This window comes from Xenorhabdus littoralis, from assembly GCF_033949345.1.
GTDB lineage: Bacteria > Pseudomonadota > Gammaproteobacteria > Enterobacterales > Enterobacteriaceae > Xenorhabdus > Xenorhabdus littoralis.
Genome location: NZ_VCDP01000004.1, coordinates 127721 through 141771, shown reverse-complemented (window position 1 = coordinate 141771; position 14051 = coordinate 127721). Strand labels below are relative to the sequence as shown.

The window sequence follows — 14051 nt, the reverse complement described above, 5'->3', positions numbered from 1 at the left end:
GTTGTCAACTGGACTCATTGAGTTATCACAATGTTTTCTTTCGTCGGATCAACGTGTTGCATTTGCAATTTTTCAGTCGCAATCCGTTCAACCCGACTGTGATCTCCCAGAGCATTCTCTTCAAGGAGCAGGTTACGCCATTCTATATCCTGAGCATCAAGCTGAATCACTTGACGCTCTTTCTCCGCAGTCAATAAGCGGGTCTGATGCGTGACCGTCACAACACTAATAGCTGAAATCACAATAGCTACCAGCAAAATCAGTGGGATCTTGGCATTGCGGATCAAATCACTGCCGATAACCCCGACTAAGCCATGACGTTCACCAGCCATTATTCGACCGCCTTTTCAGCAAATCGCAAAACCGAGCTTCGCGCTCTTGGATTTGTGGCCACTTCATCCTCTGACGGTTTCATTTTTCCTATGGATTTCAAACTTCGTCCCCCCAGCGCTTTTAACTGGGTTTCCGTGAGAGGCAAACCGGCCGGAACTTGCGCTCCCTGACTATTTTGTCGGATAAAGCGTTTCACTATGCGATCTTCCAACGAGTGGAAACTGATGACAGATAATCGCCCTTGTGGTGCCAAAACGTGCAATATGCCATCCAATGCACGTTCGATCTCTTCCAGTTCACTGTTAATATAAATTCTAATAGCCTGAAAGCTGCGGGTTGCCGGATGCTTATGCTTTTCCTTAACCGGACTGGCCTGAGCAATCAACTCTGCCAGTTCCCGAGTCCGCGTCATCGGCTGCTCTTGATTGCGCGCTACAATAGCCCTTGCAATACGTTTGGCGAAACGTTCTTCACCAAATGTTTTCAACACCCATGCTATGTCTTCTGCTTCAGCTTTCATCAACCATGTGGCGGCAGACTGTCCTCGCGTAGGGTCCATCCGCATATCCAGTGGCCCGTCACGCATAAATGAAAAACCGCGTTCAGGATCATCCAACTGTGGGGAGGAAACCCCTAAATCGAGCAACACTCCATTAATTTTTCCGACCAGACCCGCGTCTTCCACATAAGTTGCCAATTCTGAAAATGGCCCGTGTGTGATAGAAAAACGCGTGTCAGTAATGGCTTTTGACGCTTCAATTGCTTGTGGGTCACGGTCAATCGCCATTAAACGCCCGTTAGGTCCCAGTTTTGACAAAATCAGGCGGGAGTGCCCCCCTCGTCCAAATGTTCCGTCTATATAAATTCCATCTTCTTGAATATTCAGTCCGTTGACAGCTTCGTCCAGTAATACACTGGTATGCTTAAGATGACTATTTGCCATATTTATAGTGATAAATCCTGTAGCCTTGCTGATAAAGGTTCTTGTGTGGACTGTTCGGTTTCAATGTCGTTTTGTACTTGCTGATACCAAACTTGTTCATCCCACAATTCAAATTTATTAAATTGCCCAACCAGCATGACCTCTTTTGTTAGCCCTGCGTGCTGACGCAGCGTATTGGCTAATAAAAGACGCCCTGCACTGTCCATTTGACATTCACTGGCGTGTCCCAATAACAAACGTTGAACGCGACGTTCGGCTGGATTCATGCTGGATAAGCGAGATAACTTTTCTTCGATGATTTCCCATTCGGGTAATGTATAAAGCAACAGGCACGGCTGATGGAGATCAATGGTACAAACCATTTGACCATTCGATTCTTCATTCAGCGTTTCTCTATATCGGGCAGGTACAGTGAGCCGCCCTTTACTATCGAGATTAACCAGTGTTGCTCCACGAAACATACTCAGGTTACCCCTTGATGGCCCAAATCTCCACATTATCCCACAAATCACCACAATTAAGAGTTTACGGATGGTATGAAAACCTTGTCAAGCCAGAGCCGGTGCGCTTTAGCTAGATTTACAGAAAGATTTAGGAGAGAAAAAGAAGGATTTTTCAGATTTGGCTATATTAATAATAGATAACATCATGATAATTTTGGATAATTTAATAAAGTCGGCGGGATCTTTTTTAGCGGGTGAATTTAGGTCAAATAATTACCACTTAAATTAATTTATGTTAGCCATATCTCATTATTGCCCAATTGTTAAGCAACAGTGTTCTACCAATAATAAAAATACATTCAAGCTACTATAGTATAAAAAATAATAATCCAATGAAATTCGCTATTCACCCTCAAAATAAAAACACTTAAATATCAAAGTAATAAAAAAACAATCCAATACCAAAGAAAATCACACAAAAAATATAATTTTAGATAGGAATCATCATATACAGTAACTTTAATAATACATTATCGTTTTTAATGGTTATAAAACTCTGTTAAGCATAATTTTAGTCAGAATAATCTCAAAATTATGTCAACATATGTATTTCAATGATTTTAGCAACGTTTTGGCAACATTTTGATGAGACAAACAGTACCCTCATCTTCAATGAGGGTACTCGAATCAGGCTTTGCGGCTCAACTTGCCACGACGGCATAAATGACGACGCATTCGGGTGATCCCCGGAGCGGGTCGTTGTTTCTTATCCAAACTGGCTAATACCAGTTCAAGGGCACATTCAGCCACCTCACGGTGACGCTGCGCTACAGATAATACAGGGCATTCAAGGAAATCGAGCAATTCATGATCGCCAAATGTAGCAATAACCAACTGGCTGGGTAAGCGACCACTTTGCTTAAGGATGGTATCCATGACTCCCTGAAGCAGGGCAAACGAAGTGGTATACAGTGCCTGAGGAATAGGGTTCGTTTCAAGCCACAAGGAGAATACTTCAGCCGCCGCCTCACGCTCATAGCTATTTGCATACAGGTAGCTTACTTCCCTTGAGTCATGCTCCCAAGCTTCACGGAAGCCTTTTTCACGCAAGAAACTGACCGATAATTCAGGTAGCGCTCCCAAATAAAGCACTGATTCTGCGGGGAATTGACGTAATTCCTGTGCCAGCATTTTTGCATCTTCAAGATCATCCCCAACAACGCTGATAAAATGTTCACTGTCCAGAGCACGATCAAGCGCAATAATCGGCAGTGAGCGATTTGTCCAACGCTGGTAGAAAGGATGCTCAGGTGGCAAGGCTGTAGAAACAATGATGGCATCAACCTGACGTTGCAGCAGATGCTCAACACAACGCATTTCATTATCAGGCTGATCCTCGGAACACGCGATCAATAGCTGGTATCCACGCTGCCGCGCCTGACGTTCAAGATAATTGGCAATGCGAGTGTAACTCGTATTTTCCAAATCGGGTATGACTAAACCAATTGAACGGGTGCGTCCTGCCCGAAGACCAGCGGCAACAGCATTAGGATGATAATTGTGCTCCCTGACCACCGCCATCACTTTTTCTACTGTTTTATCGCTGACCCGATACTGCTTGGCTTTACCATTGATGACATAACTGGCCGTAGTCCGTGAAACACCTGCTAAGCGGGCGATCTCATCCAGTTTCACATTAACCCCTCGGTAAGATGATGAAAAAGCCCTACATTACAGTAGGGCTCTATGAATATCTGTATCTTAACCCGCAGATTACGATTTTTCATCGCATAATTTTCTCTCCGCGAGAAACACCCACAATGCCTGAACGCGCTACTTCGACGATCTCCGCCACATCTCTCACCGAATCAATAAATGCATCCAGTTTTTCACTCGTTCCAACTAATTGGACGGTATAGAGCGTCGAGGTCACATCAACTATCTGCCCACGAAAAATATCCGTGCTGCGTTTGATGTCTTCGCGACCATATCCGCTGGCTTGCAGCTTCACCAGCATAATTTCACGCTCAACGTGAGGCCCGGACGTTAATTCATTGACCCGCAGCACATCCACCAATTTATGCAGCTGCTTTTCAATTTGCTCCAGTACCTTGGCATCACCTTTGGTCTGAATGGTCATGCGTGATAAGGTTGGATCTTCCGTCGGAGCGACCGTCAGGCTTTCGATATTATAGCCTCGCTGGGAAAACAGCCCGACCACGCGGGATAATGCTCCCGATTCGTTTTCAAGTAATACAGACAAAATCCGGCGCATGATCAGGTCCTCTCTGTTTTGCTTAACCACATTTCATCCATTGCCCCGCCACGGATCTGCATTGGATAAACGTGTTCTGTTTCATCAATGGTGACATCCACGAAAACCAGACGTTTATTCTCATTAACGTCATGCAGAGCCTGGGCTAATTTTGTTTCCAGCTCTTCGTACTTTTCGATAGAGATACCAATATGACCGTAAGATTCAGCCAATTTGACGAAATCAGGCAGGGATTCCATATAGGATTGAGAGTGGCGGCCTCCATATAGCATATCCTGCCACTGCTTTACCATTCCCAAGAACCGGTTGTTCAGATTCAGCACAAGAACAGGCAAACCATATTGCAAGGCAGTGGACAATTCTTGGATATTCATCTGGATACTGCCGTCACCCGTCACACATACAACCGTTGCATCAGGTTTTGCCAGCTTGACACCCAGTGCAGCGGGCAAGCCAAACCCCATTGTTCCTAAACCGCCGGAATTGATCCAATGTCTTGGTTCATCAAATGGGTAATGCAGGGCTGCAAACATCTGATGCTGGCCCACATCTGATGTCAGATATGCCTTACCTTCAGTCAGGCGGTAGAGAGTTTCAAGTACGGCCTGTGGCTTGATCTTCACTGTGGTGTGGTCATAATCAAGACACTTTCGGCTACGCCACTGTTCAATGGAAAGCCACCAATCTTTCAGAGCATCCGGATCTTGGGTATTTTGCGTGGTATCCAGCAATTCCAACATCTGACCGAGAACCTTTCTGGCATCGCCAACGATAGGAATATCCGCGGTTACCGTTTTAGAAATCGAAGCAGGGTCAATATCAATGTGCAGTACGGTCGCGTCTGGACAATATTTTTCCAGATTATTGGTTGTACGATCATCAAAGCGTACCCCAACGGCGAAAATCACATCGGAATAATGCATCGCTTTGTTGGCTTCAAAAGTGCCGTGCATTCCCAGCATACCCAAACTTTGCCGATGAGTGGCAGGAAATGCCCCCAACCCCATCAATGAACTGACGACCGGAATATGCAAACGTTCAGCAAGCGTCAGAAGCTCCGCGGAACATGATGAATTGATAGCTCCGCCGCCGACATAAATGACAGGTTTTTTCGCATCCAACAGCGCTTTCAATGCGCGCTTAATCTGTCCTTTATGTCCATGGACAGTAGGATTATAAGAACGCATATTGACTTTATCTGGATATACATACGGAAATTTGTGGGCCGGATTGACGGTATCTTTGGGAAAGTCAATAACGACAGGTCCTGGTCGTCCACTCGCGGCCAAATAAAAAGCTTTCTTAATCGTATTCGGAATGTCTTCTGCTTTTTTCACCAGAAAACTGTGTTTCACGATCGGGCGGGAAATTCCCACCATATCGCACTCCTGAAAAGCATCATTGCCTATTAAGGAACTCGCGACCTGACCAGACAGAACCACCATGGGAATGGAATCCATATACGCAGTGGCAATTCCCGTGATGGCATTTGTTGCTCCCGGCCCGGATGTCACCAAAACAACCCCGACTTTTCCCGTGGAACGGGCATAGCCATCCGCCATATGAACAGCACCCTGTTCATGGCGCACAAGAATATGCTCGATTCCCCCAACCGTATGCAGGGCATCGTAGATATCTAATACTGCCCCGCCCGGATAACCAAACACATGTTCAACACCCTCATCGATTAACGATCGGATGATCATATCGGCTCCTGACAACATCTCCATTGAGTTTGCCTCCAGGCTTTGTTTGCAAGTTAACTGTCGGAATTTCATAAGGAGATTGTCAAAAATAACCTTATTTATCCCATTTCTTATTTATATGAAGAGTGAACTATTATCTAACGTTAATCGATAACGTTGAGTAAACTAACATAACGTTAGATAACAGGGTTAGCAAACACCAATTCACAGACTGGAAACATTTTTTTAATAGAGAGCCGATATTTTATCTGTCTTCAATCCCGGTACATGGATTCAATTTCGCACTGATAACGTTGTGAGATAATCTTGCGGCGTAATTTCAATGTAGGCGTTAATTCGCCTTTTTCCATGGAAAAAGCGACAGGCAGGAGAACAAATCGCTTAACCTGATGGAACTTAACCACATTTTTCTGTATTTCCTTCAAACGCTTGTCAAATAGTTCAACAATTTGATGGCTGCGCAATAATTCAAGACGATCCCGATAATGGAGATTGATAGATTTTGCATATTCCTCCAGCGCTTCATAACTGGGAACAATTAACGCAGAAACAAATTGGCGGGCATCAGCAATAACTGCAATATGCTCAATAAAGCGATCTTGTCCCAGCATGCCTTCAATCATTTGTGGAGCGATATATTTGCCTGTTGATGTTTTCATTAAATCTTTCAGGCGCTCGGTGATAAACAAATTGCCTTTATCATCCAATCCTCCCGCATCCCCTGTCCGCAGCCAGCCATCTTCGGTAAAAGTATGGACAGTTTCCTCAGGGCGGTTGAAATAGCCTTTCATCACAATAGGGCCTCGCACTTGAATCTCGCTTTCAGTACTGATGCGAACTTCAATACCGGGCAACGGCGTACCAATTGAGCCTAAAAGATAATTTTTTTCTTCCCAGCAAGACACCGTTGCACAGGTTTCGGTCATACCATAGCCATATTTGATATTGAGACCAATGGACAGGAAAAAACGCGTGATGGAATCGTCAAGGCGCGCTCCTGCCACTGGCAGGAAACGGACCCGTCCTCCCAATAAATTACGGAGCTTGTTCAATACCAGTTTGTCTGCCAGTTGGTAACTACAACGCGTGAATGGGCAACCTTTTTTATTTTCCTGTCGGTGCATCCAGCGGCTTTCTCCCCGCTTTAATGCCCAGTTAAAAATCATTCTGCGCCAGACAGGTGCCTGAGAAACTTTTCCCAAGATAGCGCCATGCATTTTTTCATAAAAACGGGGAACCGAGCACATTACCGTTGGGCGCACGTCAGTCATCGCTTCACGCACAAAATTTGTATCAGTCAAATAGACATTCAAAGCGCCAGTGTGCATGACATAATAACTCCATGCACGCTCAAATATATGGGATAACGGCAGGAAACTGAGCGATACATCCTGTTTGGTCAATGTCAGTCTTTGGTCATGCAGATAAAGCTGTGAAGCAATATTGCGATAATCCAACATCACTCCCTTTGGCTCTCCCGTTGTGCCAGAGGTATAAATTAAAGTGAACAGATCATTTAAATCCTGATCGGCAATACGTCTGTCAAGCTCTGACTGATATTTTGCATAATCATTGGCAATATCATTAGCAATATCATTAGCAATGAAAGCAGATAAATATAATGCCTGCGGACACCCTTTCAAATCGACAGACTCATCCAGAACAATAAGATGAGAAAGTTCAGGGCACAGATCAGGCAATGCCACTGCAATGTCATACTGTTCCTGACTACCCACAAACAATACCTGTACGCCAGCATCATTGAGAATAAATGCCGCTTGATCACAAGTACTTGTCGCATAAAGCGGCACTGTTACAGCCCTGATCTGAAGAATAGCCAGATCTGCCAATGACCATGCCATGCTGTTATGTGCAAAAATGCCGATTTTTCCCTGCACTTTCACTCCCAATGACAACAATGCTCTCGCCACGGATTTAGTTATGCCCTCGACTTCTCGCCAACTCATTTCGAGCTGTTCTGATGGCGACCATTGTCGAAATGCGATTTTTTCCGGAGATTCATGGGCTTGCTGCTGCAATCGGTTAACCAAGTGATAGGAATGCAGAGAGTCTGTTATCACAATATAATCCTGTATAAATATTTTTATTCAGCATATTCAGCGAGCATACAGCCCACCTTTCAGCTTACAGATGTTAGCTATTTTCTCGCAGTCTACCTATTCCTAGTAGAAGGGGGAAGTGTATTTTTGATATCTTCTCCCTTGTAAGGAGAAAATATTTACAGGATTTATTGAATAAGTACGGATAAACAGAGATAAATATCGTGAAAAGGAGCTATATCCAAAGGACCCTATTCCAATTGATGTTTACTGGAATAGGGCCCTGTGTACGTTTTGTTTTATTCTTGTTCTCCAAGATGACTCAGTAGTGATTTCATCCACTGATGACCTTTATCTCGATCCGTTGAGCCATGCCATATCAAATAACAAGGACGGGGAGTCCGGTCGTTTGGCAAAGACACTGAACAAATATCTAACTGTTCGGAATAATGCTCAACCATCCATTTTGGCACGATAGCAACTAAATAAGTCTGAGAAACAATATTAAGAACACTATTTAAATCCGTTCCCTGATAAGAAACAGAACGCAATAGCTCATTACTTTCATAGTAAGGCTTACTGAATGAATCTGCATTATCCAATGCAACAATTGCATGCCTTTCTTCCAGTAATTGCTGCTGCGTAATTCGCTTACTAATTCTGGGATGATGCTTGGAAACTGCCAGAACCAACTCATCATTAAACAAAGGATAATTATGAAAATCAGATTTCTCTAATTGGGTATAACTGATGACAAATTCTATTTCCTGATATTTTAATTGTTTCTCAACATCATCACTAATTTGTGTTTTAATGACAACTTCTATATTCGAAGAATGTTTTTTTATTTGCCCGACAATTTGAGCAGCTAAACGAATATCAAGCGGGCTACAAATAGATAGGTTAAATACCCTTGTGCTATTATCGGGATCAAATCCTACTCCGGGCAATTCATTATGAACAATTTGAAGAGCTTGTCTGAGCGGCCCGAAAAGCTGTTTTGCTCTCGCCGTTGGTTGAATACCCCGCCCATAGCGAACAAACAATTCATCATCAAACATCGTCTTCAAGCGAGATACCGCATTACTGACAGCCGGCTGTGACATACCCAATGCCTGAGCTGCGCGTGTAATATTCTGCATTTGCATTACTGCATCAAAAACAGTAAGCAAATTGAGATCTACACTGCGCAATTGAACATCACATGATTCTTTTTTTCCTGTAGTTACTGAGTTGTATTCAGTCATTATTTCACTCCACTAAACTTATAGCAGTGATCTCATTAAATAATGGAATGCTGGCCGTTTCCAAATGCAACATTTAGACACCGAAAACAGCTTTACCTATTAATAAGATCAATTACCTCAATTTGTTTGCAAATAAATTGAGATTCGTCCTTGTACAAAAATTCAATATGCATAACCAATGCTTTCTTATCTACGTAGCCGTAATATTTTTATAAGCATGAATATTAATGCGTTACATATGAATAGAAATAACTCAACTTACACTAACGACTTACGTCCAAAACGATCAGTCAATAATGACAAAATGAAGAGCAGAAAAAATTCATAATAAAATGACTGCATTCCAACTATTTATCAGAACTATCTATTAATATTATCTATCAGGAAAATGACCCGGAGTATTAATCAGAAATTAGTTCTTCCAATATAACAAGATACAATTTATTAATATTCTATATGGTTATGATTTCTTAATCTAAAAACGCGATTCCTAAAAACGCTGTCCCTAAACGTACTGTCCTTAAACGTACTGTCCTTAAAAATACTATGCTTAAAAATACTATTCTTAAAAATACTGTCCCTAGCAATACTATGGTTAATATCCATTTTATCCTTGTTCCTTCAAATCTATCCGTCATAGCCACATTACAACAGCCGTATTCAAACGATTGAGTAAAAAAATCTCATATAAGAATAACTGTATAAAATAACAGACATCAGATTTATCATCCATCAGAGCCGGATTTTACTCCATATATAGATATGAAAAATAGATAAAAACATCGCTAAAAATGTAAAAAATAGTCACCAAGTCCAAAACGTGTTTAATTAACAATCAATGGCGATCATGATTCACGCCAAATTTATACGTTTAATTCTTGACATTATTCAGGAGATGACTTATCTATAAACGCACTAAGAGTTAAAACTCGATTAACAAATTTATAAAGGTTAACTTACATGATTTACTTCATTCTCCTACTAAGCCTACTACTAATCGCCTTTAATGTGCGCGGTATGGTGGTGGGTGAAGAGCTGAATTAAGTTAACCTCTACCAGAAAAAAACCCGCGCCGTGCGCGGGTTTTTTTTTACCGGTACGACGCTCAAAAATAAAACATCATCACCTATTTGACAGGAGCACGACATGAGCCAGCAAGTTATTATCTTCGATACTACACTGCGTGATGGAGAACAAGCATTACAATCCAGCCTGAGTGTAAAAGAGAAACTGCAAATCGCTTATGCACTGGAAAGACTGGGAGTTGATATCATTGAGGCCGGTTTTCCTGTTTCTTCTCCAGGAGATTTTGAGTCAGTCCAAACCATCGCCCGTGAAATCAAGAATAGCCGTATTTGTGCCTTATCCCGCTGCGTTGATAATGACATTGATGTTGCCGCCGAAGCCCTGAAAGTCGCAGAGGCTTTCCGCCTGCATATGGTATTGGCTACCTCTAATCTGCATGTCGAACATAAATTAAAAAGAACTTTCGATGATGTTGTCGAAATGGCTGTTCGCTCCATTAAACGAGCGCGCAACTACACTGATGATGTCGAGTTTTCCTGTGAAGATGCGGGTCGTACCAATATTGATAATTTGTGCAGAATTGTCGAACAGGCAATTAAAGCCGGCGCAACCACCGTCAACATTCCAGACACTGTCGGCTACACAACACCTTACCAATTCGGCGGTATTATCAGTACTTTATTTGATCGTGTACCCAATATTGATAAAGCCATTATTTCTGTCCACTGCCATGATGATTTGGGTATGTCTGTCGCTAACTCCATCACGGCAGTTCAGGCCGGAGCCAGACAGATAGAAGGAACTATCAACGGATTAGGGGAACGTGCTGGTAACTGTTCACTGGAAGAAGTGATCATGACTATCAAAACACGCCAACAAATGTTGGGTGTTCACACCAATATCAATCATAAAGAAATTTACCGAACCAGCCAGTTAGTCAGCCAAATTTGCCATACCCCAATTCCTGCCCATAAAGCGGTCGTCGGCAGTAACGCATTTGCTCATTCATCCGGCATTCATCAGGATGGCATCCTGAAAAATCGTGAAACTTACGAAATTATGACGCCAGAATCCATCGGGCTGAAAGATATCCAGTTAAACCTGACGTCACGTTCTGGACGTGCTGCCGTGAAACATCGCATGACTGAAATGGGCTATCAGGAGGCTGACTACGATTTGGATGCCTTATATCAAGCATTTCTCAAATTGGCAGACAAAAAAGGACAAGTGTTTGATTACGATTTGGAAGCACTGGTGTTCATTAATCAACAACAACAAGAGAATGAACATTATCGTCTGGATTATTTCAGCATCCAATCTGGTACGAATGTCGTGCCCACTGCTACAGTACGTCTGGCCTGCGGAGAGGAAATCAAAGCTGAAGCCTCTACCGGAAACGGTACGGTTGATGCCATTTATCAGGCCATCAACCGTATTACAGGCTATCCGATTGAATTAGTTTCCTATCAATTATCCGGCAAAGGACATGGAAAAGATGCCCTCGGACAAGTTGATATCATTGTCGAGTGTTTTGGTCGCCGTTTCCACGGTATGGGATTGGAAACTGACATCATTGAATCCTCTGCAAGAGCGATGGTGCATGTCCTGAACAGTATTTGGCAGTCCCGACAAGTCGAAAAAGAAAAGCAGCGTATCAGCCAAGAGCACCATCAAAACAATAAAAAGGAAACTGCATAATCATGTCTTCAAGCCAAACTATTTCAGATAAGCAAGAGGTTGCTCACTATCACATCGCTGTTTTGCCTGGCGATGGTATAGGCCCGGAAGTCATGAAGCAAGCTTACAAAGTGTTGGATGCTATTCGTCAGCGCTTTAATATCCGTATTACAACCAGTGAATACGATATCGGAGGAGCCGCCATTGATCGTCATGGTTGCCCTTTGCCTCAGGAGACTGTTACCGGTTGTGAAAAAGCTGACGCGATCCTGTTTGGTTCGGTTGGTGGACCAAAATGGGAACACCTGCCTCCAGCAGAACAGCCGGAACGTGGTGCATTGTTACCACTGCGCAAGCATTTTAAATTGTTCAGCAATTTACGTCCGGCGCGTTTATACGCAGGCTTAGAATCTTTTTGTCCACTCCGCCAGGATATCGCCGCAAACGGTTTTGATATTTTATGCGTCCGCGAACTGACTGGCGGGATCTATTTTGGGCAACCCAAAGGCCGTGAAGGCGAAGGAAAATACGAACGTGCTTTCGATACTGAAATCTACCACCGTTTCGAAATAGAGCGGATTGCCCGGATCGCCTTTGAATCCGCTCGCAAGCGACGTCATAAAGTCACTTCAATTGATAAAGCGAATGTTTTGCAAAGCTCCGTATTATGGCGTGAAGTCGTCAGCGAAATAGCCAAAGATTATCCTGACGTTGAAATCAGTCACATGTACATTGATAACGCCACCATGCAATTGATTAAAAATCCGGCTCAGTTTGATGTTCTGTTGTGCTCTAATATTTTCGGCGATATTTTATCCGATGAATGCGCCATGATAACGGGTTCTATGGGGATGCTACCTTCCGCCAGTCTGAATGAAAAAGGCTTTGGTTTATATGAACCCGCAGGGGGTTCAGCGCCGGATATTGCTGGCAAAAACATCGCCAACCCGATAGCCCAAATTTTATCCACATCCCTACTGATACGCTACAGTCTTGGGCGCAGTGATATCGCTGACGCTATTGAACAAGCTGTCAATCATGCTTTAGAGCAAGGTTATCGCACCACAGACTTAGCGGGTAATGACAACGCAGTCAGTACTGATGCAATGGGCAGTATCATCGCACAATATATTGCCGGGGGAATTTAATATATTGAGTAAATTATCAGTAAGTACTGCCTATTAAAGGCCGCTGCATAGCAAATGAAAAAAGCCAGTAAGTCACCTTACTGGCTGGCAAAATCACCATTACCTCCGCCCCGCTATTTATTTCCATCATGGTCGGGAGTTACAAATGAGCGATATCATCATCTCATTGGAACATTTGAAGACTATTCCACTTTTTTCCCACATCAAAGAAGTCACTTCCACAACGCCCCATATTATAGATATTTTTCTTCACGAAGCTGATGCCCGATTTGATTTCCTGATGGGCAGCCCCCACGCCATGATTTTGCCGCAGGAATGGCAAATCTTGCCAAACTTCTCCCGTCATCCCATTGGTACCGGGCCGTATCAAGTCGTTACCAACGATACGCGAAAACTCAAAATCAAGGCATTCGATCACTATTTTGGCTTCAGAGCACTATTTTGGCTTCAGAGCACTATTTTGGCTTCAGAGCACTACTTGATGAAGTTAACATACTGATACATCCGGAATTGACGGAAAAATTGGTTTGCACCACGTTACATCTGGAAAGATACCGAAAGTGACATCTGGCTGGCTACCGCCAATTTTTACAAGCCATTGGAATTTTCACTGTTTGCTACCCTCTATGAGATGCCATTGCTGAAAAAGTGCCTTGGCAGTGACTTAACGCAGGAAGCATCCTCTGTGGAGAAAAAACAATTTATCCGTTGAAGCATGGTGTAAAGACATCATTGATCAACATTGGTTGCATCCGTTATTTCATCACTGGCTCGAATTACAGAGACAACGCAGTATGAGAGGCGTAAAAATGAATACTTTTGGATGGTTTGATTTTAAATCTGCGTGGTTTACGCCTTCTGATGGATAATTCACAGAAAAAGCTAAAGTTATAAACATTCGTTGTCTGACAACAGTCATTTTATTCACTTTTTCTGTGGATATCTATGTGAAAAAGTAAGGGGTAAAACGGGTATACTTTTTTTGTGTGTTTTATCACACTACTTAAGTGTAAATAAATAACCATTATTTTTCATTAAGTTAATACATTTAAACCCTCTTTTTAAAGCATATATTACTCATCCGGATCTGTGGAGACGCTCTGATTGAGTAAATATCAACCAATGGTGATTTTATCCACAGGATATGCCTTTTAGTTAAACAAAAATCGTCTATTTTTGCAAAAAACGTCCTT

10 protein-coding genes and 1 pseudogene are annotated in these 14051 nt (G+C 42.8%); 3 read left to right on the top strand and 8 right to left on the bottom strand.

Annotated elements, in window-relative coordinates; genetic code table 11:
- Positions 1-14: 14 nt before the first annotated feature.
- From ftsL to leuO, 8 genes are all read right to left on the bottom strand, one after another.
- On the bottom strand, positions 15-335 hold the full coding sequence (gene ftsL, locus FE394_RS01535; RefSeq protein WP_319924672.1) for a cell division protein FtsL: 321 nt from the start codon (positions 333-335) through the stop codon (positions 15-17).
- Entirely contained in the window at positions 332-1276 is a 945-nt protein-coding gene (rsmH, locus tag FE394_RS01530; RefSeq protein WP_319924632.1) for a 16S rRNA (cytosine(1402)-N(4))-methyltransferase RsmH, read from the bottom strand. The genes ftsL and rsmH overlap by 4 nt, the downstream gene beginning before the upstream one ends.
- A 2-nt stretch (positions 1277-1278) precedes the next feature.
- The gene (mraZ, locus tag FE394_RS01525; protein ID WP_319924631.1) at positions 1279-1737 is read right to left on the bottom strand and encodes a division/cell wall cluster transcriptional repressor MraZ; all 459 of its coding nucleotides are present in this window, start codon (positions 1735-1737) and stop codon (positions 1279-1281) included.
- 669 nt (positions 1738-2406) lie between these two features.
- Positions 2407-3414, bottom strand: a complete 1008-nt coding sequence (gene cra, locus FE394_RS01520) for a catabolite repressor/activator (RefSeq protein ID WP_319924630.1) — start codon at positions 3412-3414, stop codon at positions 2407-2409.
- Between the two features lie 88 nt (positions 3415-3502).
- Positions 3503-3994, bottom strand: coding sequence for an acetolactate synthase small subunit (gene ilvN, locus FE394_RS01515; protein ID WP_319924629.1), 492 nt, complete (start codon positions 3992-3994; stop codon positions 3503-3505).
- A gap of 2 nt (positions 3995-3996) precedes the next feature.
- Entirely contained in the window at positions 3997-5724 is a 1728-nt protein-coding gene (gene ilvI / locus FE394_RS01510) for an acetolactate synthase 3 large subunit (RefSeq protein ID WP_319924628.1), read from the bottom strand.
- A gap of 230 nt (positions 5725-5954) precedes the next feature.
- Positions 5955-7778 carry an AMP-dependent synthetase/ligase gene (locus FE394_RS01505; RefSeq protein ID WP_419836285.1) on the bottom strand — a complete coding sequence of 608 codons (1824 nt, stop codon included), beginning with the start codon at positions 7776-7778 and terminating at the stop codon, positions 5955-5957.
- A gap of 281 nt (positions 7779-8059) precedes the next feature.
- Positions 8060-9007 (bottom strand): transcriptional regulator LeuO, encoded by a 948-nt coding sequence (gene leuO / locus FE394_RS01500; RefSeq protein ID WP_319924626.1) that lies wholly within the window; start codon positions 9005-9007, stop codon positions 8060-8062.
- A 1146-nt stretch (positions 9008-10153) separates the two neighbouring features.
- Between leuO and leuA the strand changes: the two genes are divergently transcribed.
- The 3 genes and pseudogenes from leuA to FE394_RS01485 all read left to right on the top strand — a co-directional run.
- Positions 10154-11731: a 2-isopropylmalate synthase gene (gene leuA / locus FE394_RS01495; RefSeq protein WP_319924625.1), complete on the top strand. Its 1578-nt coding sequence runs from the start codon at positions 10154-10156 to the stop codon at positions 11729-11731.
- A 2-nt stretch (positions 11732-11733) separates the two neighbouring features.
- Positions 11734-12858 carry a 3-isopropylmalate dehydrogenase gene (leuB, locus tag FE394_RS01490; RefSeq protein WP_319924624.1) on the top strand — a complete coding sequence of 375 codons (1125 nt, stop codon included), beginning with the start codon at positions 11734-11736 and terminating at the stop codon, positions 12856-12858.
- A gap of 85 nt (positions 12859-12943) precedes the next feature.
- Positions 12944-13727, top strand: a pseudogene (locus FE394_RS01485) (ABC transporter substrate-binding protein); the annotation flags it as partial.
- Between the last annotated feature and the right edge of the window lie 324 nt (positions 13728-14051).

Bases quoted from the DNA above. Each gene is read 5' to 3' on its own strand.
- rsmH (WP_319924632.1), bottom strand. From the start codon at position 1,276: ATGGCAAATAGTCATCTTAAGCATACCAGTGTATTACTGGACGAAGCT.
- leuB (WP_319924624.1), top strand. From the start codon at position 11,734: ATGTCTTCAAGCCAAACTATTTCAGATAAGCAAGAGGTTGCTCACTAT.
- leuO (WP_319924626.1), bottom strand. From the start codon at position 9,007: ATGACTGAATACAACTCAGTAACTACAGGAAAAAAAGAATCATGTGAT.
- mraZ (WP_319924631.1), bottom strand. From the start codon at position 1,737: ATGTTTCGTGGAGCAACACTGGTTAATCTCGATAGTAAAGGGCGGCTC.
- leuA (WP_319924625.1), top strand. From the start codon at position 10,154: ATGAGCCAGCAAGTTATTATCTTCGATACTACACTGCGTGATGGAGAA.
- ilvN (WP_319924629.1), bottom strand. From the start codon at position 3,994: ATGCGCCGGATTTTGTCTGTATTACTTGAAAACGAATCGGGAGCATTA.
- ilvI (WP_319924628.1), bottom strand. From the start codon at position 5,724: ATGGAGATGTTGTCAGGAGCCGATATGATCATCCGATCGTTAATCGAT.